The following is a 23132-nucleotide window of genomic DNA, read 5'->3' as shown; positions in this document are numbered from 1 at the left end:
AATACTAACGAAAACATATTATTTCTGAAAAGCCTTTTGTTATAGCGACAATCTAATTTTTGAAATTTTAGTATTTTTTGCCATGATTTGAGCAAGAAAGCTATTTATGGTCATTGGGGGTTATTTAATCACTATGAGTACAGCGTCTTATCTATCTGAGGCAAAAACGGAAGATACCATTCGGTTTATGGATGATGAACCAAACGAACCTGTTGAAAGAACCGAATCATGGAAAGTGTTAGTCGTAGATGATGATAAATATATCCATCAAATTACACATATCGCACTGGATAAATTCATTTTTCGGCATAAATCACTCATTATTTTAAGTGCGTATTCTGCCAGCGAAGCGCGAGAAATACTAGCGAAAAACCATGATATTGCTGTCATTCTACTAGATGTGGTTATGGAAACTTCTGATGCAGGGCTTGTTTTGGTTGAATATATTCGTGAGGTTTGTGGCAATCATTTCGTCCAAATTGTTTTACGAACAGGACAACCGGGATATGCCCCTGAAAAAGATGTTATTAGTAAATATGAGATTAACTATTATGCGAATAAAACGGAATTAACCGCACAAAAACTATTTGCGGTGATGACCAGTAGTTTACGCTCTTACTGCAATATCATGACCTTAGAAGCATACAGGCAAAATTTAGAATTGATGGTGCAAGCACGTACTTGTGAATTACGGGAAAAAAACGAACAGCTAATGCAACTTAATCAAGAAAAAAATGAGTTTTTAAGCATAGCAGCCCATGATATTAAAAATCCCCTATCAAATATCAAAGTTTATGCGGAAGAAATTGAAACAGACTATGACAAGTTGTCAAAAATAGATGTTGTAAAATTTGCACGTTTGATTCAACACAGCTCATTGCAAATGTTTAATTTAGTAAAAGACTTATTAGACGTGAATCGAATAGAATCTGGTGTTATGTCCTTTACAATGCGAAAAATGGATTTATTGCCTTTAGTGCGGTCATTAGTTGCACAATACAAACGGCGAGCGGAAGAAAAAAACATTCAACTGGTATTAATTGCAGAAAACGCTTCCTACCTCATCCATGCGGATGAAATGCGGATTAATCAGATCTTAGAAAATTTAATTTCCAATGCAGTGAAATATTCTACGCATCACAAACAAGTAACGATACAATTGGATGCAGACGAGTATAAAGTTCGTTGCACTGTCGCGGATGAAGGTCCCGGACTGAGTCACGAAGATCAGCATAAATTATTTGGTAAATTTACCCGTTTAACACCCAGACCAACAGGAAATGAATACTCATCAGGGTTAGGTTTATTTATTGTAAAAAAATTGACTGAAGCACAATTAGGACGGGTATGGTGTAATAGTATTATCAATCAAGGTTCACAGTTTATTGTAGAATTCGCACTAGATACTAAACCCCTCTCATTCCGCTAACTGCTTCTTAGATTCAACGGGTAATATGCTTATTGCAATACCTTTATTCCCCTCCGAAAAAGCTACGTGTATATCCTAATATATGTCATCTCCCCGCCAGACCCCCTTTATTTTAAAAGATGTTGTTAAAGAAAATCATATTTTTAAAAGCCGTCTCATCATTGCATGGCTGTGCATGATGGTTGGTTTATCCCTGATTGTAACCCGCTTAGTTTTTCTACAAGTTATTAATCATGAACGTTATACAACACTATCAGAAAAAAACCGTTTAAAAATATTACCATTACCACCGACACGTGGTTTAATTTATGACCGTAATGGTGTTGTTTTAGCAGAAAATAGAACCTCTTACACACTAGAAGTCGTGCCTGAACAAGTGGAGGGTGAACTAGACGATATGCTACAACGGCTTGGTCAGGTTGTACGCATTGAACCTTCTGAAATTGAACGCTTTAAACGCCAATTAAAACTAAAACGCCGTTTTGATTCTATCCCCTTACGCTTCCGCCTAACTGAATTAGAAGTTGCAAAGTTTTCTGTACAACGTCATCGCTTTCAAGGGGTTGATATAACCGCTAATTTAAGTCGCTATTATCCACTGGGTAATACGGGTTCACATGTCATCGGCTATGTTGGACGCATCAGTGAACAAGAACTACAAAATATAGACCAATCCAATTATAGCGGTAGCGATTACATCGGCAAAACAGGCGTAGAAAAAACCTATGAAACAGAACTACACGGCAAAGTAGGCTTTCAACAAGTAGAAACGAATGTGACAGGGCGCGTTGTTCGTGTATTAGAGCGTACACCCCCCATACCAGGTAAAAACTTATACCTAAATATTGATATTAAGCTACAAACTTATGCAGAACAAGTGCTTGCAAATGAGCGAGGCGCGATTGTTGCCATTGAACCAGATAAAGGTGCTATTTTAGCCCTTGCCAGTATGCCGAATTTTGACCCTAATTTATTCGTGAATGGCATTGACACCAAAACCTACCATTCTTTGCTATACGCACCTGAACGCCCACTTTTTAACCGCGCATTACGTGGACAATATCCCCCCGGTTCAACCGTTAAAGCCTTTGTTGGGATAGCAGGCTTAGAATATGGTTTGCGGACAGAAAACAGCCGAACTTGGTGTCCGGGTTGGTATAGCCTGCCAGACTATTCACACCGTTATCGAGACTGGAAAAAAACAGGTCATGGATTTGTTAATCTTCGCCAAGCGATTGAACAATCTTGTGATGTCTATTTTTACTCATTGGCAAATGATTTAGGTATAGACCGATTGCACAACTTTATGACACGCTTTGGGTTTGGTAAACCGACAGGCATTGATATTGATGGTGAACTGGGGGGATTAATGCCCTCTCGTGAGTGGAAACGGGATGTCCGTAAAAGCGTTTGGTTTCCGGGAGAAACACTGATTGCAGGGATTGGACAAGGGTTTGTATTAGCAACCCCCTTACAATTAGCAGTTGCAACAGCAACCTTGAGTATGCACGGACAAATCCGTCAACCACGAGTCGTATTTACCGTAGATGATACGACAAGCAACGAAAGTGTTTTAGTACGTGCAGAACCCAAAAATGCAATTACCTTAAAATACGATGAATATTGGCAATTAGGCATTGCGGGCATGATGGATGTTGTGCATGGCAATCGGGGAACGGCTCGTAAAGTTGGTTTAGGGTCAGCCTATCACTTTGCGGGTAAAACAGGGACAGCTCAGGTAGTTGGTATTAAACAAGATGAAAAATATGATGCTAAACGACTAGAAAAACGTTTTCATGACCATGCTTTATTCATCGCATTTGCACCCATTGAAGAACCGCGTATTGCAGTTGCCGTTATTGTAGAAAATGGTGGAAGCGGCAGCGGAACGGCCGCACCTATTGCGAAAAAAGTGATGGATTACTACCTGCTAGGTTCTGCTCCCACCGAACCCACAGAAACACCAACCACAACAAGTATTGGTGGACGACGACAAGAATAATCAGTGCGCATAAATACGCACTGATATTATTAATTACGACTATTTCTCTGACTAATGCGGTGTGTTGATTAAAAAATCTTAATTAATACAACGCCCGCAATTAACAAAATAGCCCCTGCAATTCGTCCAGCAGATAAAGACGTTTCCACAAAACCGACTAACCCATAATGATCTAGTGTTAAAGAAGCTAACATTTGCCCTGTTACGGTTAAAGCAATCAACGTTGCCGAACCTAACTTGTGCGCTACAGTTACCGCAATCAACACATAAAAAGCACCTAACACGCCCCCAATCCACACCCAATAAGGGATATTCTTCAACGTCGTAAAAGTAGGAAGCTCTTGTCGTGTCAACAAATAATAAGCCAATAAAGCCAGCGTTCCTACTAAAAACGACATCAGCGCGGCCAGTGCAGGACTACCTAAATAACGCGATAATGTCGCATTAACCCCTGCTTGTAATGGTAAAGCCATACCACCAATAAGTGTTAAGAGTGCTAATAACCAATTCATAAAAATACCTACGTTAATTGCAAAATTATATAAAAGCCAAGAGATGCTTGAAGTTTACCTAGAAAAACCCTATATTCTCACTAGAGTTAAACAATAAAATAAACAAGTTAAAGCAATAACTGGAGCCTTAAACTGATGAATGAATCTCCTTATGTTGTCACGATTACGACACAAAATTTTGTTGAGGCAGTGATAGAAAAATCTAAAGAAGTACCCGTTTTAGTTGATTTTTGGGCAGAATGGTGTTCGCCCTGCAAAACCTTGATGCCAACCCTATACAAATTGGCAGATGCGTATCAAGGAAACTTCATTCTGGCAAAAATCAATATTGATGAACAGCCCGAACTCGCCACACAATATTCCGTTCGTAGTGTACCAACTTTAAAATTGTTTAAAAACAGTAATATTGTTGATGAATTATTAGGAGTACAACCTGAATCTGCCTTACGTACACTGATTGAACGCCATCGAGAACGCCCTGCGGATAGATTGCGTCAACAAGCCAATATCGCTTACAAACAGGGAAATATCAAAGCCGCTATTGAAATTCTACAAACGGCTCGAGCAGAAGAACCTGACTATTATCCACTACACCTAGACTTAGCCAATTATTTTATCAGCGATAAACAATTTGATGATGCTGAACGTGTCCTGCAAGCCTTACCCGTAAATATTCAAGCAGACCCCATTTTTAACCAATTATCTAATAAATTGAACTTTGCCAGAATCGCATTAACAGCACCTACTATAGACCATTTAGATACGCAAATAGCACAGCATCCTGATGATATACAAGCTTATTATCAACGTGGTGCTTATGCGGTTTTAATAGGGGAATATGAAAAAGCCTTAGCAGATTTTCTAGTTGTCATGCGCTTAAATCGTCGTTTTCAAGAAGATGCAGGACGTAAAGGCATACTGGCTGTTTTCAACTTATTAAATAATCAGGGCGATTTGGTGAGTCAATACCGTAGTAAAATGTCGGCATTACTCTATTAAAACGCGGCACATTGTGCGAACGCGCCCACACTGATACCCCCCATTTTTGACAAAATAATAATCGCGTATGTTATTTGTAAAATAAGCTAGTTAATCAGAGGATTGTTTGTGAACACCTTAATGTTAAGTTTCTCTGCCATGCTTCTCTATATTGCCACTGCGATGGCTCGCTTCTATGGCAAATTAGATAACAACACATACCTGTTTATCCCACAAAAAACGATGTTGATGGGGTTAGGTATTGTGGCTGTGATATTACATGCGTTGGTTTTGTATCAAAGCGTGGTGACACCAGAAGGTTTAAATTTAGGTGTTTTCAATGCAGCATCAATGGTGACATGGGTTATCGCCTTGTTATTATTGCTAACGTTATCGCGTGAACCTGTGGAAAATCTTATTTTTATCTTGTTTCCCTTGGCCGCCTTAAGCATTGCTTTAGATACTTATTTTCCCTCTGTACGCATTCTTGCAGTTGAATTGGGCGTTAAGTTTCATATTTTTTCAGCCATTGTTGCATACAGTTTTTTAAGCATTTCCGCGTTACAAGCTATTTTTATTGCTATTCAGGATTATCAATTACGCCATAAACATCCCGGTTGGGTAATACAAATTCTTCCACCACTCCAAATCATGGAAACGCTATTGTTTCAACTGATTGCACTGGGAATTTTTTGGCTTAGTTTGGGATTAATCAGTGGATTTTTATTTGTTGAAGACTTATTTGCACAACATCTGGTTCATAAAACCGTATTATCCCTGATTGCATGGGGATTTTTCGTTATTTTATTATGGGGACATTGGCAATATGGTTGGCGCGGACGCAAAGCAATTTATTGGACATTAAGCGGTTTTGTATTATTAATGCTGGCCTATTTCGGCAGTAAAATTGTTTTAGAATTGGTTTTGCAACGCTATTGAACGTAATATTTTAATAAAAAAAGTATTGTTTGATTAACAATAACTCAAGTTAAGATAACACCTTGCAAAACTTCCCCCCTGTGTGCATAGAGGGGAGTTTTATCTTTAAACCGTTGGTTTAGCACTTTTAAAATTTGTAAGCAGGGATAATAGCTTGATAATTAGCGTTTTTGTATCCATGTCAACAATAAAAAACCACTCCCAGCAATCCCCAATAATCCGCCCAATAATGACATGTTCCACAACAAAAAGGGTTGCAAGGCAAGAATCACACACCCCCCTAAAATCAAAGTACTACCTGTATTTAATAGAATTCTTTGTTCATGTTGTTGTCCCATGCTTTCCCGCAGTTGAGAAACTTCATTTATCAAGCGTTTAACTTGTTCACGCTCTGTTTGGCGTTGCATGATATTTTCATAAATTAACATAGGCATTTCTGGCATTTTTTCTGCCCAGAAAGGTAAATTTGCCTGTATGCCCTTTAAAAAAGCCCGCATTCCTACCCGCTCATCCATCCAACGTTCTAAATAAGGTTTTGCAGTTTTCCACAAATCGAGTTCAGGATAGAGTTCACGACCTAACCCCTCAATATTTAACAATGTTTTTTGTAGTAAAACCAGTTGTGGTTGTACTTCCATGTGAAAACGACGAGCAGTTTGAAATAAACGTAATAGCAACAAACCAAAAGAAATATCTTTGAGCGGACGGTCAAAAATGGGTTCGCAAACACTCCGAATTGCACCTTCAAACTCTTCTACTCGTGTTCCTTCAGGTACCCAACCAGAATGCACGTGTAATTCTGCAACGCGTCGATAATCACGGTTAAAAAAAGCGAGAAAATTAGCGGCGAGATAATGTTGGTCTTGACTGCTAAGTGTTCCCATAATGCCAAAATCTACCGCGATGTAATGCGGACGATTCGGATTACTGGTGTCAACAAATACGTTACCGGGGTGCATGTCAGCATGAAAAAAATTATCTCTAAAAACTTGGGTGAAGAAAATTTCTACCCCAGTTTCTGCCAGATATTTAAAATTTACGCCCAGTTGATGCATCGTCGCAATATCGCCAACAGGCAATCCACTAATGCGTTCCATGACCATTACATTGTTTTGGGTATAAGCCCATTCAATTTCAGGAATATAGAGTAAGTTAGATTGATGAAAATTGCGTCGTAATTGGGTGCAATTTGCGGCTTCTTGCATTAAATCCAGTTCGGAATATAGGTTTTTTTCAAATTCAGCAACCACTTCATGAGGACGTAATCGTCGTCCATCTATCCAATAATGATTGATAAGTCGGGCGATAAGATAAAGCAGGTCGACATCTCGACGAATACCTTTTTCTAAATTGGGACGGACAACTTTAACGACAACTTCACGTCCATTATGTAAACGGGCAGCATGAACTTGGGCAATGGATGCAGCAGCAATGGGTTCGGGATTAAAGCTTGCAAAAACTTCATTAATTGGGCGGTTATAGGCACGTTCTACAATGCGTTGTGCTTGTTCTCCATTAAAGGGCTTAACTTTATCTTGTAGTTGTGCGAGTTCTAGGGCAATGTCGTTAGGTAGTAAATCGCGACGAGTAGAAAGAATTTGTCCAAATTTGACAAAAATAGGGCCTAATTCTTCCATTGCTAAACGCAGGCGTGCGCCCCGAGATAGATTTTTTGTATGTAACCAAAAACCGGGGGAGAGGTAGAGCAAAATCCGAATGGGGCGCAAAATTTCGGTGGAGAGCAAAAGTTCATCTAAACCATAACGAACAATCACGCGATAAATTTTAATAAGATGAAATAGCTGAAAAAGATAACGCATTCAGTGTGTGCAACGTAGGCTAGGGGAGAGAAGATGTATTGGCTGTCAGTAATGCAATGCGTTGTTCTAAACGCGCAACATCATCGCGCAAGGTATCAACATGGGTTAAAAAGACTTGCATTTCTGCACCAGCGGGTAGAACTTTAAGCTCTTCTTGTAAATATTCGCCAAGATTTGTTTGTCCTGTTTGCCAACGGTCATTGGCATAATCTTGGGTTTGTTGTGCCATGCGTCCTAGTTGATGAGCAGGAATGTCGCCTACCCAATGAGCGAGTTTTTCTTCCCAATCTATGTGCAGTTGACGAAAAACCTGCATTAGTCCTTGAATAACATCCATATCACCTGATAAAACAATATCAGGGTCATGGCTTACTGTGCCTGCGGGTTGACGTAACAAACGCAGCAGAGAAAAAGGCAATCCACATATAGTGGCATCAGCAACACCTTGATATTCGCTTAATACAGTAAAACCATTTGTTATTGATGGGAAAATATATAGTTGCAGATTTATACCTTGTATATCTAAGGCAATAATCTTGTTATCAATTTTGTCAAGACTAGAAAAGTCATCTACAGCTAAACGTAAGGCTTGATTTAAAAGCGTTTCTGCACTGGAGGCGATAAGTGTATGGGCTATCATCTCATTTTCTCTCTATTAGAATTTGTAACCACGATGAATGGCGACAACACCACCTGTTAAATTGTGATATTGACAGTGTTCAAAACCTGCGGTTTGCATCATGTTTAAGAGGGTTTCTTGGTTGGGGTGCATCCGAATGGATTCGGCAAGGTAGCGATAGCTTTCTGCATCATTTGCGACTAATTTTCCCATTAATGGCAAAATTCTAAAAGAATATAAGTCGTAAAAAGGTTTGAGCGGTTTTAGTTGTAGTTCAGAAAATTCTAAAATGAGTGCTTGTCCACCGGGTTTTAGCACACGCAGGATAGAACGTAAGGCGGCGGGCTTATCAGTGACATTACGCAAGCCAAATGCCATTGTAACAATATCAAAAGTATTATCGGCAAAAGGTAAACATTCAGCATTCGCTTGCGCACAATCGACGACTATGCCTGCATCAAGTAAGCGTTCCCGTCCAACGGCTAACATGGGCGCGTTAATATCCGCTAATACGACATTACCTGTTCCACCAACAATTGCCGCGAATTGTTTGGCTAAATCACCCGTACCACCTGCCAAGTCTAAAACTTTCTGCCCACGTTTAACAGCAGATAGTTCAATAGCATAGCGTTTCCATAAGCGGTGGATACCAAAGGACATTAAATCATTCATCACATCGTAACGTGTCGCAACAGAGCTAAACACATCGGCAACGCGCTTTGCTTTCTCTTCAACAGGGACTTGGGTAAAGCCGAAATCAGTGGTTTTGCGGGTGGTCATAGGATGCTCGACAAATTCGGTGAGTAATAGGAATGATAAGGATTATAGAGGTTTTTCGCGTACCTTGGTTAATATTGCGGTGTATGGTTAATTATTTTTTGATTGGTGTGCATAATTTTCTAGTGTCCAAGCCATTGGCGTACAAGCTAAAATAATGGCTTGAGTGGCTTGCCAATCGCCAACGACATAACGATATGCAGTTTGTTGATTTGCATTAAATTGGTGTAGGGCTGGACGATGCGTATGTCCATGAATAAGATGTTGAACCCCCATTTTTTCTACAACCGCCACGACCTCATCAGGGGTTACATCCATAATCATTTCGGTGAGTTGTTGCTGATGTGCTTGGCTCTGACTACGTGCTTGTTGAGCAATAACGCGACGTTGTGCCAGTGGATAGGCTAAAAAGGTTTTCTGCCATAAAGATTGACGAACTTGTTGGCGGAAAGTTTGATAGGCAAGGTCTGCTGTACAAAGTGTGTCGCCATGCATCAATAAAGTTGGTGTGCCATAAAGCGATATTTGTAAACTATCGGCGGTTAAAAGCTGACAACCGATGCGTTGGGCAAATTGTTCGCCCAATAAAAAATCGCGGTTGCCATGTAATACAGTAATATTTACACCGGCTTGTGAGACTTTTTTTAATGCGTGAATAACGGTTTGATAAAAATCGTGGTCTTCATCATCACCTAGCCATGCTTCAAATAAATCACCCAAAATATAGAGGGTTTGTGCATGTAGTACGCGGTGTGTGAGAAAATGTTGAAAGAGTGCAAAAATTTCGGGTTTTTCTGGGCTTAGGTGTAAATCAGCAATAAATAGGGTTTCCATAAGGAGAATTTCGACGGGTCGGGCAAGAAAATGATAAACCCGTCAGCAGTTGATACACGACAGACGGGTTTGTGACAATATTTTTAACAACAGGTTTATTCAACGACGCTGGCTTTTTCTATAACCACGTTTTCTACGGGTACATCTTGATGACCTGCACGGCTGGTGGTACTGACGGTTTTAATTTTATTCACAACATCTGTACCATCAACAACTTCACCAAAAACACAGTAACCCCAACCTTGAGTGGTGGGCGCGGTAAAGTCTAAAAACGTGTTGTCTGCAACGTTGATGAAAAATTGTGCTGTCGCAGAATGAGGGTCAGAAGTCCGTGCCATTGCTAATGTCAACGTCTTGTTACTTAGACCATTATTGGCTTCATTTTCTATGGGTTTACTGGTGGGTTTGTTAATCATACCCGCTTCTAAACCACCACCTTGAATCATAAACTTATTGATAACCCGATGAAATAGTGTGCCGTCATAAAAGCCTGAGCGCACATAACTAACGAAGTTTTCTACAGTTTTTGGAGCTTTTTCGGTATATAACTCGACAGTAATCGCGCCATAGTTAGTTTGTAATATAACCTGCATATTTTGTCATCCTCATTTTTTGCGGGCGATACAAAACAGGTAATCATGCAAGCACTGTTTTGTATATGAATGTTATCTATAGGAAAAATTTATGGGTTAGGCTCTGGTTTGTCAGGTTTAGACGGTGCATCAGTCGCTTTTGTTGCTTTACTGAGCATTTCAGGCGTAACGGCTGGCTTTGGTTTGGATTCTACCTTAGGCGCATCTGTAGATGCTTGTTCCACAGGTTTTTCAGGGGTTTTGCTGGTTGCTGCTGGTGCTGTATTTGTTTCGGCAACGGGCATTTTCGTTTCAGTTTTTGGTGGCGTGAGGGGCGCAGTTGTCTTGTTTTCTGTTACTGGTGGAGGGGCTGCCAGCGCGGCTTCTGCATTTTTTAACTTAATCCCTTCAATCGTAACCGCTTGTTCAGGAACATTTTTAGGTAATGGGCCACCTGCACCCGTTGGTAAGGCTTGGATTTTATCCACAACATCCATTCCTGCAGTTACTTTACCAAAAACAGTATAGCCCCAACCAGCCGTGGTTGAAGATTGATAGTCTAAAAAGTAGTTATCATTAACGTTTACAAAAAATTGTGAGCTTGCTGAATCGGGGTCTGATGACCGCGCCATCGCAACGGTGCCCCGTAGATTTTTCAATCCATTATTGGCTTCGTTTTTAATTTCTGCTCGAGTGGGCTTTTTTTCAAAATCAGCTGTATATCCACCACCTTGAACCATAAAGTCTTTAATAACACGGTGGAAAATTGTGCCTGTGTAAAATCCTTCTTGTGCATAGAGTAGAAAATTATGAACGGTAATGGGGGCTTTATCTGGATATAATTCCAGTACAATTTTTCCCATATTCGTTTGAATTTCAACTTGTGGTAACGGCGTTTCTTGTGCGGCGTGAGCAAATACCGTTGCAAAGAAAAGTAAACAGGCTGTGACATATCTCATCATTTTAAACATCCTGTGCGGGAGTCAGTAGGCTTATATCATAAGGGGTTTTAACAGGCTTAAAAAGAACTTATTCGTATTCTATAGCGTTTAGCGTGGAAAAACAGGCAGATTATCTGTTGTAAAGAATGACGGCTTAACCTTATTTGGTGATGGGGTCAGAACATTCGTTACTAAAGACATAAAAATGGTAATAAGTTAATTGAAACTGATAGATTATTAGTCTTAATTTATATCAAGCAGATAGGTTTTTGAATGCGCTTAGCCATTATTGCTGCGATCTATTATAGATTTGCTTGCAACAATTATGTGTTCGTGAGGCGGTGGAATTTGATGCCCCTGTTTTTCGCTGGTTTGTGGACGGTGTTTTAGTACATAGCGTTCTATCCAACGGTGAATTTCCGCAGGCATGGCAATATCATACACACGTAAGCCTTCTTTACTATAACTGTCTGCTTCATCACGGCTTAAAGTAATCAAAAAAGGGATAGGCTCTTCTGTTTCGTCTCCGTGACAAATCACGTATAAACAAAATGTTGGCATTTTTAAATTGCGAGCATAATTTTCTATCTCATCCTCATGCAATTCAATTGCAAAACCTGTCCATAGATATTGTTGTCCCTCCGTCGTTTCTAATAAAACAGTTCGTTCCGTGTCTTGATATTCATAAACAGGAACAACGCCCAGCAAGTGCCAGCGTTCAGTAAGCCATGCGTGTTTTGCTAGGTTTTCTCGAGCAGTTAAGACAGATACATAAAATATATTCGGAAAATCAACGGTAAGCGACATATTTTTACTGTCTCATTTAACGACTTTTAAGAAGGAGGCTTTTTTAGTTGTTGGGGAGGGTGACGGTGGTGTTGGTATATCAGGTGGCGTTTCGTTTTGAAATTCTTCGGTATTAAAGAAGAAACCGCGTCCATTTTCTTTAGTGTAAATGCCTAAAACAGCGGTAATAGGAACAAGAACATTAAGGGCTCTGCCTGAAAAACGGGCGTTAAAACTTAACCATTCATTGCCTAACTCTAAATCACGCACAGCAGAAGGCGATACATTGAGAATAATACTGCCATCTTCATTAACAAACTCACGAGGGACTTCAACGTGTTCTAGGTTTGCATTGACTTTTAAATAGGGGGTAAAACCATTATCTATAATCCATTCATAGATAGCACGGACTAGGTAGGGACGGGGAGAAGTCATCATCATTCAACTTGCTAGTAATGTTTTATTAATAATAGAAAAGGGAACTCTTGGAGTTCCCTATTTCCATTACTTGCTAAGGGGTAACAGGATTAATGTACATCCCGCCAAAATTCTTTCTTCAGTGCGTAAGCAAAGACGAAAAGGAAGGCAAGGAAGAGTAATACCCAAATACCTAAATAATGTCTTTGGAATTTAGCAGGTTCACCAACGTAATCAAGGAAGTTGACTAAATCGCGGACTGTACGACGATAGTCATCTTGTTTCCGTTTGGATTCTTCATCAGTCATGCCTGCTGGATTGATAGGTTCTAAAGATTCCAGCACTTGATGTTTTTTACCTTCTTCATCAGTTACTTCTTCATAAATAGGCATTTGATAGCCTTGCAATTCCCATAAGACGTGGGGCATTGCAGTATCTTTAAAAATTAGGTTATTAACGCCAGTTGGTTTGCTTTCGTCCACATAGAAAGAGAGCAGAAAGCTGTAAATCCAATCTGTTCCACGGGCGCGGGCAATCACACTTAAATCAGGCGGGGCAACGCCAAACCAGCTTAAGGCTTCTTTCTTACGCATACCAATGGTCATCAGCTCACCAATTTTTTCGCTGGTGAACATTAAATTGGCTTTCATAATGTCTTCAGGGATTTCTAAATCTTTAGCAACCCGTTGAAAACGAGAGTATTGCAGTGAATGACAGCCCATGCAGTAGTTTGTGAATAATTTCGCACCATTTTGTAATGAGGCTTTATCATAAACATCATTGTTTGCATGTTGTAAAGCAATGCCCTCAGAGGCAAGCACTAAGGTAGGAAGCAATAATAAACAACTTAAAAGCAGTTTTTTCATAGTTTTCTTTATCCTGTTCACAGTGTTAGTGTGCGGGCATGGTGACACGTTCAGGGACTTCTTTATAGGAATCCAGTGAGGTATAAACTGGCATTAAGATAAAGAATAAGAAGTAAATCACTGCCAAAATCTGGGCTAACAAGGTTAGGAGGGGTGAGGGGGGTAAAACGCCTAAAATACCTAACCCAATAAAGCTCACTACAAAAATAGATAAGGCAATCTTAAACAAAGGACCCTTGTAACGAATCGATTTAACAGGACTGCGGTCTAACCATGGTAACAAGCAGAAAATCATAACGGCCGCACCCATTGCAATAACCCCCATTAATTTATCAGGCACTGCGCGCAAAATGGCGTAGTAAGGGGTGAAATACCATACAGGTGCAATGTGTAACGGTGTTACTAACGGGTCAGCAGGTACAAAGTTCGGTGCTTCTAAGAAGTAGCCACCCATTTCAGGGACATAGAACATTACAACGGAGAAAAACATTAAGAAAACAATAACACCCATAAAGTCTTTAACGGTGTAATAGGGATGAAAAGCAATACCATCTAATGGTTTACCGTTAGCATCTTTTAATTTCTTAATTTCTACGCCGTCTGGATTGTTAGAACCTACAGCATGTAGGGCAACAATATGTAAAAACACAAGACCCACTAAAACTAAGGGAATTGCAATGACATGTAAGGCAAAGAAGCGGTTTAATGTTGCATCAGATACGACATAATCACCACGAATCCACAGCGTTAAATCGTCACCAATAAAGGGAATTGCACCAAAGAGGGAAATAATAACTTGCGCACCCCAATAAGACATTTGTCCCCAAGGTAACAGATAACCGAAAAAGGCCTCTGCCATCAAACACAAGTAAATACCCATCCCAACCAACCAAACTAATTCACGAGGATTTTTGTAAGAGCCGTATAATAAGGCTCTAAACATGTGTAAATATACAACGATAAAGAAGAAAGACGCGCCCGTAGAGTGCATATAGCGAATCAGCCAGCCGAAGGATACATCACGCATGATGTATTCAACCGAGGCAAATGCTAACGTACCATCAGGTTTGTAATTCATTGTTAAGAAAATACCTGTAACAATTTGAAGAACTAACATGACGATGGAAAATACACCGAAATAGTACCAAAAGTTAAAGTTTTTCGGCGCGTAGTATTTCCCCATGTGGGTATTCCACGTTTCAACAAGGGGGAAACGGTCATCAAACCAACCTATTAAACCGCCTAATAAGCCACTTCTATCAATATTGCTCGCCTCTTTACTCATTACGCGGCTCCTTCTACTTTATCAGCACCCACTAAAATACGGGTGTCGCTCAAATAATTGTAAGGGGGAATCGTTAGATTAGTAGGTGCAGGTACACCTTGGAACACGCGACCTGCTAAATCAAAGCGTGAACCATGGCAAGGACAGAAAAATCCGCCTTTCCAACTAGAACCCAACGCTGCACCACCTTCACCTAATGGCACATAATTTGGTGAACACCCTAAATGGGTACAAATTCCAACCACCACCAAGTATTCATCTTTAATGGCACGATTAGGATTTTTAGCATAAGCGGGTTGCAGACTTTCCGCAGACTCTGGATCACGTAACGTAGTGTTTAACGTTGGTAATGCCTCTAAAATCTCTTTAGTTCGTCTTACAATCCACACAGGTTTGCCGCGCCATTCAACGGTCATACGTTGTCCCGGCTCTAACTTGCTGATGTCGACTTCTACAGGCGCACCTGCTGCTTGCGCCTTCGCGCTAGGTTGCCAATAGGCAACAAAAGGATACGCGGCAGCCGCGACCCCCATTGCACCGACAACGGAAGTGGAAGCCACTAAAAACCGTCGTCTGCTTTGATTTACACCCTCTGTACTCATGTACTCATCATCTCCGCATGTTTGAGTGGATTAACACAAAGAATTAAACATAATTGTTTAGCTGTGAAAAGTTTGATTATTGTAAAACAATAAATATATTCGTAGTGATAAAAACTTACGTCATACGCCACATTGATAGAAAATAATTTTAATGCTCAAACTGCTTGAGAATTAATTATTAAAACCTATTTTAAGGAAAGAGAACTCAATCGTAAAATAATTGCTTCGTAATTTATTGTAATTGTAAAAACAAGGCTTTTTGGTAGGTAATTATAGAGATTAATCTAAACCTTAAACGAGCATTATAACACGCTTACCCGATGCTTCAGTAGTTCCAACCATACTGAATTCGCAATTTCCCCAGTAAATCGCATAGAAATCGCAGAATAAAAATTTACACGTGATGACGGCTACTGAAAAATCATACTGTTTTATGATTGCTTGCGCCAAAAAATCCACGATAAGATTGCCAATATTGAATATTAGTATATGCTGATATACGATAAATTTCTTTTATAATGTGTAAGGATAAAATAATGTCTGACTGTAAATTATCTTTTCAACAAATGTCGCTTTTTCAACAAGGTTATCAAAGCTATACTCCTGCTGAATTAAAACAATTAGAATGGGGTTTGCGTTTTACCCCTGCTATTTGCTCACTTATTACGTTACTGGGTTTACTCACACAACAACCCTATTTATTGTTTGCAGTTAGTATATTAGGTTTTTTAGCGTTTTTCTTTCCTGCGGGACACCCCATGGATTTATTATATAACCATGTTGTCCGTCATTGGTTTAACGCGGCTAAATTACCGCCCAATCCTTTTCAACGCCGACTTGCCTGTTTATCGGCGGCTGTGATGAATATTATTGCCGCTGTTTTGTTTCTCTTCGACCTACCTATCGCTGCATGGGTTGTTGGGGGGATTTTATTGGTTTTGCAACTTATTGTCATTACAACGCATTTCTGTACTCTTTCATGGATGTATGAAGGACTCATGCGTGCATTGGGTAAATGGACTGTGCCTATAGAGTTGGTACAAGTAGAAAAATTATGCCATGAAGGCGCAATTCTAGTAGATGTGAGAGGGGCGGACGAGTTTGCACAAGGGCATTTACCTAATGCGATAAACATTCCGTTAGAACAATTACCTAACTATTTTGTACAGATGGCAGATAAAAAAGTGATGCTATATTGTGCCAGTGGTATGCGGAGTTTTATTGCAACAGAAATGTTTCAAAAACAAGGCTATAAAAATAGCTACAACATTGGTTCTATGGCGCGTTGTCAATCGCTGTTTACTAATTTTGCTAAACAACCAGCCAGTAATACCCTTGTCACAGGCTAACTGATAAACAGCAAACGGATAATACCGCTTTAAGCGAGGTTATCCGTTTTGTTTTTACAGCTTGTTGATTATCGGCTGTAAGTTATCCAAAATGAAATTCATTGCTTTTTCAAATTAACACTTTAACATTCCAATAATTTTTAAAATGCTAAAAATTCCGCTTCAGAAGGACTTTTTATGTAATAACAGATGGTTTTTCGCGTCCTGTTAAGTGTCGAATATTTGCGAATTGGTCAGCCAGCTGAATTAAATCCGCCAGTAAGATTTGCGCATCTTGTGTTTGTTTTACTACATCTGTTTGATAGCTTTCTAAATAAACACGTAGTGTTGCACCATCAGTGCCTGTGCCTGACAAACGAAAAATGAGACGTGAGCCATCGGTAAAACCGATTCTTAAACCTTGTCCTGTGCTGATACTATGGTCAACAGGGTCGGTATAACTAAAATCATCACAAAAAGCGACTTGATACCCTTTGAATGTTTGATGTATCAAACTAGGGAATTTTGCTTGTAACGCAGTCATTAACTGTTTTGCTACCGCGCTGTCTATGCCTTCATAATCATGGCGGCTGTAAACATTACGTCCATATTGTGTCCAATGCTCATGCAGGATTTCTGCAACGGATTGTTGTCTAACGGCCAGAATATTTAGCCAAAATAACACAGCCCACAAACCATCTTTTTCGCGCACGTGATTTGAACCCGTGCCAAAACTCTCCTCACCACACAGGGTTGCTTTACCCGCATCCAGCAAATTACCAAAAAACTTCCACCCCGTTGGTGTTTCATAACAAGGAATATTCAAGGCATGAGCTACACGGTCAACTGCCATGCTAGTCGGCATAGAACGGGCAACGCCTGCGAGTCCTTGTTGATAGCCTTTCACATGCTGGGCATTCGCCGCCAAAATAGCGAGGCTGTCGGATGGTGTTACAAAGCAATGTCGCCCTAAAATCATATTGCGGTCACCATCACCATCAGATGCTGCGCCAAAATCGGGTGCATTATCGCTATATAATTGTTTTACCAATGCTTCTGCATAAGTTAAATTAGGGTCAGGGTGTCCACCGCCAAAATCTTCTAAAGGAACGCCATTCATAACTGTACCAGCGGGTGCACCTAATTGCTGTTCTAAAATAGCATGTGCATAAATCCCTGTAACTGCGTGCATTGCATCAAAACGCATGGTAAAACCCGACTGAAAAAATTGACGAATACGGTCAAAATCAAACAGACTTTCCATAAGTCTGGCGTAATCCGTTACGGGGTCTATCACTTCCACCGTTAAATCGCCTACTTGTTGTATGCCTAGGGCATTTAATTCAATATCTGCCGTATCTACGGTTCTATAGTTTTGAATAACTTGTGTTTCTGCATAAATCGCTTCAGTAAGTTTTTCAGGGGCAGGACTGCCGCTACTAACATTATATTTAATCCCAAAATCGCCTTCTTTGCCTGCAGGATTATGGCTTGCCGACAGAATAATGCCCCCAAAGGCTTGATATTGACGAATTACGGCAGAAGCGGCAGGAGTAGATAAAATACCTTGTTGTCCAACCAATACACGGGCAAAACCATTCGCCGCTGCCATTTTCAAAATTGTCTGAATAGCAACCGTGTTGTAATAACGTCCATCACCACCAACAACCAGCGTTTTACCATGAACATCACCCAAGACATTAAACAAGGCTTGGACAAAGTTTTCTAAGTAGTGTGTTTGTTGAAAAACGGTTACTTTTTTGCGTAAGCCAGATGTACCTGCTTTTTGTCCACTATAAGGCTGTGTATTAATCGTTTTTATCTGCATGATATTCTTTATAAATAAGGCGATATTAAAAAAGTGGAGTGCTTAGAATGTGCTGGGTTCTTGGCTACGGGCGAGCGTTATAATACCGGTCTCCGAGCGTTGTAAAATACTGGTAAGACGTGAGCGACCACGTTCAATATAAACATCTGCTTGATAACGAAAATAAGATGTTGTAACCCCTAAACCTTGTGTTTCTAGCTTGATACCTGCAAAAGCCTCATGTGTGAGAAATTCTTGCAGGGTTTTAAAAGGCGTTGTTTCCCGATTTTTAACTAAGCCTTCTATTTGTGAGACGGGTAAATCTTCTGCTAATGCCATTAGTACAGGCAATGGGGCTGTATTCACGTTAATCGTTGTCGCTTCAGGTAATGCGGTTACATAAGGAATAAGTTTGTTATAAATTTCGGTTTTAAAGCCTGTTACAAGCCGTAATTCTGTCGGACTAGACATAAGCGCATTAGCCGCACGGTAAGCAGGTTTATTGATTAAATAGGTTGTTTCTTCCGCACCATTGGGAAGTTGTGGGTCATTATCGCCATCTATCCAATCAACAACTGCTTGAGCAAGATTAGGGGATATTTCTAAATAACGCAGTAGTCTTTGAAAACGAGCAAGTTGTTCAGCAACAACTTTTCCCTTCTCATCAATCAAACTATTTATATTAAATAATCCTTGTAAATCTGTTAGTTGCCCTTGCAACGTTCCGCCTTCAATTGGAAAGGGTGGAAGTTGTACCGCCCATAATTCTGTTAATGCGTCATATTTACTATTTTGACTATCACGCCTCAAAATTTGTGCTGCCCATGTTTCACCGCTCAAGGCATATAGATAGGCTTGGTCGGTATTTAATACATTGGCTGTGCGACGGATGTCTAATTGTTGGCGGGTGGTGATGGCAACAGCAACAACCGTTGCAAGGGCGACAATCAAAATCGCGGTGATAAGTGCAACACCACGTTGTTGAGGAATACGCATTTAGGAGGAAAAAGGGGCTTGTTGAGTGCGATTTAGCCATAGCGCATCAATTAAGAGCATAACCGCTCCTACGGTAATGGCACTGTCAGCAATATTAAATGCGGGAAAGTGCCATGCTTGATAATATATATCTATAAAATCAATAACATATCCATATAAAACACGATCAATTAAATTTCCTAACGCGCCACCTAAAATTAGGGCAATCGTTGCAGCTAACCATTTTTGATTGGCAGATAAACGACTTAACCAGACAACCATAATAAGACTAACAATGACCGCTAATGCCGTTAAAAAATAACGTTGCCAACCCCCAGCTTCCGCTAAAAAACTGAATGCTGCCCCTGTGTTGTGAACCAGTGTGAAGTTTAAAAAAGGGATGATGGAATAGGGTTCTTGATAAGTAAGCACTTGACTCGCCCAAAATTTGGTTAATTGGTCAAGTACAAGGGTTAGAAGTGATAAACCTAACCACCATAATGAGCTACGGTGTGGCGCGTTCACCATCGGAGGGTATGCCATACTAAACGGTATCCTTGATTTTATGCAATATTAACGGTTTTTTCCGATATTTTATCATAAACTATAAAAAAGTATTTTTGAGGATGGAAAAGATTATGGCTGATCGTCGTTTGCAGGTGTTTTATACAGTCGCACGTTTATTGAGTTTTACAAAAGCAGCGGAGGCATTACACATGACACAGCCTGCGGTCACTTTTCAAATTCGTCAATTAGAAGAACATTTTAATACCCGTTTATTTGACCGCACGCACAGTAGTATTGCCTTAACAGATGTGGGAAAACGTGTTTATCTTTATGCAGAAAAGATTCTCGAACAATATACACAGATGGAAAATGAAGTACGTGAAATAACGGGTAATGTTGGCGGTTTATTATTAATTGGGGCGAGTACTACGATTGCCGAATATATGTTGCCCGCATTATTGGGCGATTTTAAAAATAAATATCCTGATGTTGTTATTCGATTAAAAGTTTCTAATACAGAAGAAATTGTTTCTATGGTGGAGAGCAATATTATCGATTTAGGTGTGGTAGAAGCTCCCGTCAGCAATAAAACCCTTGCGGTTGAATTATGTCGTATGGATGAATTAGTTGCTATTATACCAATAAATCATCCACTTGCCCACAACACGACAATTACACCACAAGAGTTTGCCCGCTACCCGTATATTTCGCGTGAAGAAGGGTCGGGCACACGCGAGGTTATTGCTACTTATTTTAGTCGTGCGGGTTTGTCTTTATATGATTTAAATATTGTTATGGAATTAGGCAGTTCTGAATCGATAAAAGGGGCGGTGATATCGGGTATGGGAATTTCTATCATGTCACGAGCAGCCATTCAAAAAGAGATACAGTTAAATATATTGAAACAGTTACAACTTGTTCCCTGTTTAGAAAGACCTTTTTCTTTTGTACATCAAAAACAAAAATTTCAGTTTTTGGCAATGGATGAACTTTTAAAATTTGCTAGTCATTATTGCATTACGCGTTCATTACAGGTTGCATAGTGACAAACGTTAATATTCAGAACTAAATCATATTAGGCACATTCTAGTAAAATCAAAGCGGCTTGGCAGGCTTCAACATAGCTTTTGCTATTCACTAATACGGCTAACATTCGCTCAATGACTGGCTTTTGAATATTGCGGGTAATAAATACGATTCGCGAGGCTTTTGGGGTATTTGGAGGCCATTGGGGTAATGTAGTTGGTGGCTGAAAAATATGTTGCACGCCCTGAACTATTACTGGTAAGTCAGTTTCTTTTGTATAAACAATGCCTTTTACACGTAACAAATCTTTTCCCCGTAGTGCGGTGAGTTGTTGAAACCAACGATTGAGTACGACCCATGATAACGGCTCGTTATATTCGATGCAGTAGGATTGAATATATTTGTCATGGCGAATAGTCTCGTTATGTGTATGATGATGTTCATGTATATCATGCACATCGGGATAAGTTTCTGCTTGTAACCAAGCGACAACATCGGGCGTTTTAGTCTGTGGATTATATAAACCCGCATGAAATAGACGCTCAATAATAAGGTTATCTTCTGTACTTTCAATTTGTAACGCGGCAGGATTGAGCCGTTGTAAACGGTGTTTCAATCGCTCAATTTGTTCGGCATTTGTTAATTCAATTTTAGTCAGTACTAAACGGTCAGCAACGGCAGCTTGTTTCGTTGTTTCATAATGTTCTTCTAATTGACGTAAGCCATAAACACAGTCGATAGTTGTTATTACGCTGTCTAGCTGGATGATATTTCTAAGAACCGTATCATTCATGATGGTATGAATAATGGGCGCGGGGTCTGCAAGCCCTGTTGTTTCAATAAGTAAGCGGTCAAAGCAGGGGATTTCACCCGCGCTCCGTTTTGCAAATAAGCCTTGTAGGGTTTCCACTAAATCGCCCCGAATTGTGCAACAGACACAACCACCATCAATGACGACTATATCTTCGGTTGCTGCTTGTACTAGTAAATGGTCTAAGCTGACCGAACCAAATTCGTTAATAATCACGGCGGTATTTTTCAAATTTGGATGTTTTAATAGTTTGTTCAATAAAGTAGTTTTCCCACTTCCTAAAAAGCCTGTGATAATAGCCGTAGGTAGCCGATTCAGGGCATTATCGATGGGTAGTTGTTGTTGCATGATGCAGGACTCTAAATAGCGGTAAATGAAATCTGGACTGATTATAGCGGTTATCTCTTTATTTATCGTAATACAGGAAAGGCTAAACAATTGCCCAAAGCAGGATTTTCAAAATTGACAGGGTTTAACGCATTCTAAGCAGACTATTAGACGCGAATAAGATAAAAATAGCATTGATAATGCTAGAAATTCTATTAGCCTTGAGAGTTCTGATTCAGACCGTCGCTTATCAGGAAAATGATTTATCCTTAGTTTTTTTGGCACTGCTGAGATTAATATATGAGTCATACGATTGATTTTTTTAAAAATTATTTAATTTTGGCAGGGTTTAATGATGGACATTAAAAAGGAAATACTATGCAGTTTAAGTGGTTATACTTAATTCTGTTTGCTTTAACGGGTTGTGCGGAATATACCGCTTTTGGTGACTGTGCGCATCGTGTGCATACCAGTGAATGCACTAGTACGCAGAGACAACAACGCGACGCAGATTTGGTGGCAACAAGCTATGCGGCCGCAGATGAATTGCTACAGTATCATACGAATAATGTTCAACCCAATAAGTGTTTATTGGTTACAACTATCGCGGACATTAATAATTTACATAACAGTACACCATTAGGACGTTTAATCGGCGAACAGTTATCCGTTCGGTTTACCCAAAAAGGCTATTTTGTGCGTGAGGTTAAGTTACAAGACCCATTGGCATTAATTTCAGCAGAAGGGGAATTCGCACTTGCGCGTGATGTACAGACGATTTGTACTAATGGACAGGGAAATGTTGTGACAGGAACGTATGCAGTGGGTGAAAATATGGTTTTTATCACATTAAAATTACTTAGTTTTCGTGATAGTCAAGTATTAGCGGCACATGCGTATAGTTTGCCGTTAGGAGAAAATACCATGCGGTTGTTAAAAGAACCGTCGTGGTGGTAGCCACTGGCGTAAAGC

At 39.9% G+C, this 23132-nt stretch carries 23 protein-coding genes; 7 read left to right on the top strand and 16 right to left on the bottom strand.

All coding sequences use genetic code 11. The annotated features are described in order from the left end of the window. Positions 1-133: 133 nt before the first annotated feature. The gene (locus AL038_RS10065) at positions 134-1429 is read left to right on the top strand and encodes an ATP-binding response regulator (protein ID WP_161575458.1); all 1296 of its coding nucleotides are present in this window, start codon (positions 134-136) and stop codon (positions 1427-1429) included. Between the two features lie 82 nt (positions 1430-1511). Further along, the gene (gene mrdA / locus AL038_RS10060; RefSeq protein WP_062152420.1) at positions 1512-3431 is read left to right on the top strand and encodes a penicillin-binding protein 2; all 1920 of its coding nucleotides are present in this window, start codon (positions 1512-1514) and stop codon (positions 3429-3431) included. A 68-nt stretch (positions 3432-3499) separates the two neighbouring features. Here mrdA and AL038_RS10055 read toward each other — a convergent pair whose 3' ends face one another. After that, positions 3500-3943, bottom strand: a complete 444-nt coding sequence (locus tag AL038_RS10055; protein ID WP_062152418.1) for a DMT family transporter — start codon at positions 3941-3943, stop codon at positions 3500-3502. 135 nt (positions 3944-4078) lie between these two features. On the opposite strand from AL038_RS10055, the gene trxA reads away from it, so the two are divergent. Beyond that, the gene (gene trxA / locus AL038_RS10050; protein ID WP_062152416.1) at positions 4079-4942 is read left to right on the top strand and encodes a thioredoxin; all 864 of its coding nucleotides are present in this window, start codon (positions 4079-4081) and stop codon (positions 4940-4942) included. Between the two features lie 108 nt (positions 4943-5050). Further along, on the top strand, positions 5051-5860 hold the full coding sequence (locus tag AL038_RS10045) for a cytochrome C assembly family protein (RefSeq protein ID WP_062152414.1): 810 nt from the start codon (positions 5051-5053) through the stop codon (positions 5858-5860). 161 nt (positions 5861-6021) lie between these two features. On the opposite strand, the gene ubiB is transcribed toward AL038_RS10045, so the two are convergent. The 11 genes from ubiB to petA form a co-directional block, all read right to left on the bottom strand. Next, positions 6022-7680 carry a ubiquinone biosynthesis regulatory protein kinase UbiB gene (gene ubiB / locus AL038_RS10040; RefSeq protein ID WP_062152412.1) on the bottom strand — a complete coding sequence of 553 codons (1659 nt, stop codon included), beginning with the start codon at positions 7678-7680 and terminating at the stop codon, positions 6022-6024. Positions 7681-7699: 19 nt separating this feature from the next. Further along, a complete protein-coding gene (locus AL038_RS10035) occupies positions 7700-8320 on the bottom strand; it encodes a ubiquinone biosynthesis accessory factor UbiJ (RefSeq protein WP_062152410.1) in 621 nt (206 codons plus the stop codon). Positions 8321-8335: 15 nt separating this feature from the next. Next, the gene (ubiE, locus tag AL038_RS10030; RefSeq protein ID WP_062152408.1) at positions 8336-9079 is read right to left on the bottom strand and encodes a bifunctional demethylmenaquinone methyltransferase/2-methoxy-6-polyprenyl-1,4-benzoquinol methylase UbiE; all 744 of its coding nucleotides are present in this window, start codon (positions 9077-9079) and stop codon (positions 8336-8338) included. Between the two features lie 87 nt (positions 9080-9166). After that, positions 9167-9910, bottom strand: coding sequence for a UDP-2,3-diacylglucosamine diphosphatase (locus AL038_RS10025; protein WP_062152407.1), 744 nt, complete (start codon positions 9908-9910; stop codon positions 9167-9169). A 95-nt stretch (positions 9911-10005) separates the two neighbouring features. After that, positions 10006-10503 carry a peptidylprolyl isomerase gene (locus AL038_RS10020; RefSeq protein WP_062152405.1) on the bottom strand — a complete coding sequence of 166 codons (498 nt, stop codon included), beginning with the start codon at positions 10501-10503 and terminating at the stop codon, positions 10006-10008. 89 nt (positions 10504-10592) lie between these two features. After that, positions 10593-11444: a peptidylprolyl isomerase gene (locus tag AL038_RS18880; RefSeq protein WP_066246123.1), complete on the bottom strand. Its 852-nt coding sequence runs from the start codon at positions 11442-11444 to the stop codon at positions 10593-10595. Between the two features lie 258 nt (positions 11445-11702). Then, positions 11703-12230, bottom strand: a complete 528-nt coding sequence (locus AL038_RS10010; protein WP_062152402.1) for a DUF3305 domain-containing protein — start codon at positions 12228-12230, stop codon at positions 11703-11705. 12 nt (positions 12231-12242) lie between these two features. Continuing rightward, positions 12243-12650 (bottom strand): ClpXP protease specificity-enhancing factor, encoded by a 408-nt coding sequence (locus tag AL038_RS10005; RefSeq protein WP_062152400.1) that lies wholly within the window; start codon positions 12648-12650, stop codon positions 12243-12245. Positions 12651-12736: 86 nt separating this feature from the next. Next, positions 12737-13492, bottom strand: coding sequence for a cytochrome c1 (locus AL038_RS10000; RefSeq protein ID WP_062152398.1), 756 nt, complete (start codon positions 13490-13492; stop codon positions 12737-12739). Positions 13493-13517: 25 nt separating this feature from the next. Beyond that, positions 13518-14777 carry a cytochrome b gene (locus AL038_RS09995; protein WP_062152396.1) on the bottom strand — a complete coding sequence of 420 codons (1260 nt, stop codon included), beginning with the start codon at positions 14775-14777 and terminating at the stop codon, positions 13518-13520. Then, positions 14777-15379 carry a ubiquinol-cytochrome c reductase iron-sulfur subunit gene (gene petA, locus AL038_RS09990; protein ID WP_062152394.1) on the bottom strand — a complete coding sequence of 201 codons (603 nt, stop codon included), beginning with the start codon at positions 15377-15379 and terminating at the stop codon, positions 14777-14779. The genes AL038_RS09995 and petA overlap by 1 nt, the downstream gene beginning before the upstream one ends. 536 nt (positions 15380-15915) lie before the next feature. Here petA and AL038_RS09985 point away from each other — a divergent pair. Next, positions 15916-16728: a DUF4395 family protein gene (locus tag AL038_RS09985; protein ID WP_062152392.1), complete on the top strand. Its 813-nt coding sequence runs from the start codon at positions 15916-15918 to the stop codon at positions 16726-16728. Positions 16729-16903: 175 nt separating this feature from the next. On the opposite strand, the gene AL038_RS09980 is transcribed toward AL038_RS09985, so the two are convergent. Genes AL038_RS09980 through lspA form a run of 3 tightly spaced genes read right to left on the bottom strand, consistent with a single transcriptional unit; the run spans position 16904 to position 20032 of the window. Next, positions 16904-18535, bottom strand: a complete 1632-nt coding sequence (locus AL038_RS09980) for an alpha-D-glucose phosphate-specific phosphoglucomutase (protein ID WP_062152390.1) — start codon at positions 18533-18535, stop codon at positions 16904-16906. 42 nt (positions 18536-18577) lie between these two features. Then, complete coding sequence (gspK, locus tag AL038_RS09975) at positions 18578-19510, bottom strand: type II secretion system minor pseudopilin GspK (RefSeq protein WP_062152389.1); 933 nt, start codon at positions 19508-19510, stop codon at positions 18578-18580. Next, on the bottom strand, positions 19511-20032 hold the full coding sequence (gene lspA / locus AL038_RS09970) for a signal peptidase II (RefSeq protein WP_101539199.1): 522 nt from the start codon (positions 20030-20032) through the stop codon (positions 19511-19513). A gap of 95 nt (positions 20033-20127) precedes the next feature. On the opposite strand from lspA, the gene AL038_RS09965 reads away from it, so the two are divergent. After that, positions 20128-21039, top strand: coding sequence for a LysR family transcriptional regulator (locus AL038_RS09965; protein ID WP_062152386.1), 912 nt, complete (start codon positions 20128-20130; stop codon positions 21037-21039). Positions 21040-21071: 32 nt separating this feature from the next. Here AL038_RS09965 and AL038_RS09960 read toward each other — a convergent pair whose 3' ends face one another. Beyond that, positions 21072-22181: a CobW family GTP-binding protein gene (locus AL038_RS09960; protein WP_066246122.1), complete on the bottom strand. Its 1110-nt coding sequence runs from the start codon at positions 22179-22181 to the stop codon at positions 21072-21074. Positions 22182-22538: 357 nt separating this feature from the next. Between AL038_RS09960 and AL038_RS09955 the strand changes: the two genes are divergently transcribed. Further along, entirely contained in the window at positions 22539-23117 is a 579-nt protein-coding gene (locus tag AL038_RS09955) for a FlgO family outer membrane protein (RefSeq protein WP_062152384.1), read from the top strand. Positions 23118-23132: the final 15 nt, after the last annotated feature.

The sequence above is a fragment of the Beggiatoa leptomitoformis genome (assembly GCF_001305575.3).
In the GTDB taxonomy this organism is placed as follows: Bacteria; Pseudomonadota; Gammaproteobacteria; order Beggiatoales; family Beggiatoaceae; genus Beggiatoa; species Beggiatoa leptomitoformis.
Note: the sequence above shows the minus strand (reverse complement) of the source record. Positions and strands in the feature narration are given on the sequence as shown.

Bases quoted from the DNA above. Each gene is read 5' to 3' on its own strand.
- AL038_RS10065 (WP_161575458.1), top strand. From the start codon at position 134: ATGAGTACAGCGTCTTATCTATCTGAGGCAAAAACGGAAGATACCATT.
- mrdA (WP_062152420.1), top strand. From the start codon at position 1,512: ATGTCATCTCCCCGCCAGACCCCCTTTATTTTAAAAGATGTTGTTAAA.
- AL038_RS10055 (WP_062152418.1), bottom strand. From the start codon at position 3,943: ATGAATTGGTTATTAGCACTCTTAACACTTATTGGTGGTATGGCTTTA.
- trxA (WP_062152416.1), top strand. From the start codon at position 4,079: ATGAATGAATCTCCTTATGTTGTCACGATTACGACACAAAATTTTGTT.
- ubiB (WP_062152412.1), bottom strand. From the start codon at position 7,680: ATGCGTTATCTTTTTCAGCTATTTCATCTTATTAAAATTTATCGCGTG.
- AL038_RS10035 (WP_062152410.1), bottom strand. From the start codon at position 8,320: ATGATAGCCCATACACTTATCGCCTCCAGTGCAGAAACGCTTTTAAAT.
- ubiE (WP_062152408.1), bottom strand. From the start codon at position 9,079: ATGACCACCCGCAAAACCACTGATTTCGGCTTTACCCAAGTCCCTGTT.
- AL038_RS10025 (WP_062152407.1), bottom strand. From the start codon at position 9,910: ATGGAAACCCTATTTATTGCTGATTTACACCTAAGCCCAGAAAAACCC.
- AL038_RS10020 (WP_062152405.1), bottom strand. From the start codon at position 10,503: ATGCAGGTTATATTACAAACTAACTATGGCGCGATTACTGTCGAGTTA.
- AL038_RS18880 (WP_066246123.1), bottom strand. From the start codon at position 11,444: ATGATGAGATATGTCACAGCCTGTTTACTTTTCTTTGCAACGGTATTT.
- AL038_RS10010 (WP_062152402.1), bottom strand. From the start codon at position 12,230: ATGTCGCTTACCGTTGATTTTCCGAATATATTTTATGTATCTGTCTTA.
- AL038_RS10005 (WP_062152400.1), bottom strand. From the start codon at position 12,650: ATGATGATGACTTCTCCCCGTCCCTACCTAGTCCGTGCTATCTATGAA.
- AL038_RS10000 (WP_062152398.1), bottom strand. From the start codon at position 13,492: ATGAAAAAACTGCTTTTAAGTTGTTTATTATTGCTTCCTACCTTAGTG.
- AL038_RS09995 (WP_062152396.1), bottom strand. From the start codon at position 14,777: ATGAGTAAAGAGGCGAGCAATATTGATAGAAGTGGCTTATTAGGCGGT.
- petA (WP_062152394.1), bottom strand. From the start codon at position 15,379: ATGAGTACAGAGGGTGTAAATCAAAGCAGACGACGGTTTTTAGTGGCT.
- AL038_RS09985 (WP_062152392.1), top strand. From the start codon at position 15,916: ATGTCTGACTGTAAATTATCTTTTCAACAAATGTCGCTTTTTCAACAA.
- AL038_RS09980 (WP_062152390.1), bottom strand. From the start codon at position 18,535: ATGCAGATAAAAACGATTAATACACAGCCTTATAGTGGACAAAAAGCA.
- gspK (WP_062152389.1), bottom strand. From the start codon at position 19,510: ATGCGTATTCCTCAACAACGTGGTGTTGCACTTATCACCGCGATTTTG.
- lspA (WP_101539199.1), bottom strand. From the start codon at position 20,032: ATGGCATACCCTCCGATGGTGAACGCGCCACACCGTAGCTCATTATGG.
- AL038_RS09965 (WP_062152386.1), top strand. From the start codon at position 20,128: ATGGCTGATCGTCGTTTGCAGGTGTTTTATACAGTCGCACGTTTATTG.
- AL038_RS09960 (WP_066246122.1), bottom strand. From the start codon at position 22,181: ATGCAACAACAACTACCCATCGATAATGCCCTGAATCGGCTACCTACG.
- AL038_RS09955 (WP_062152384.1), top strand. From the start codon at position 22,539: ATGCAGTTTAAGTGGTTATACTTAATTCTGTTTGCTTTAACGGGTTGT.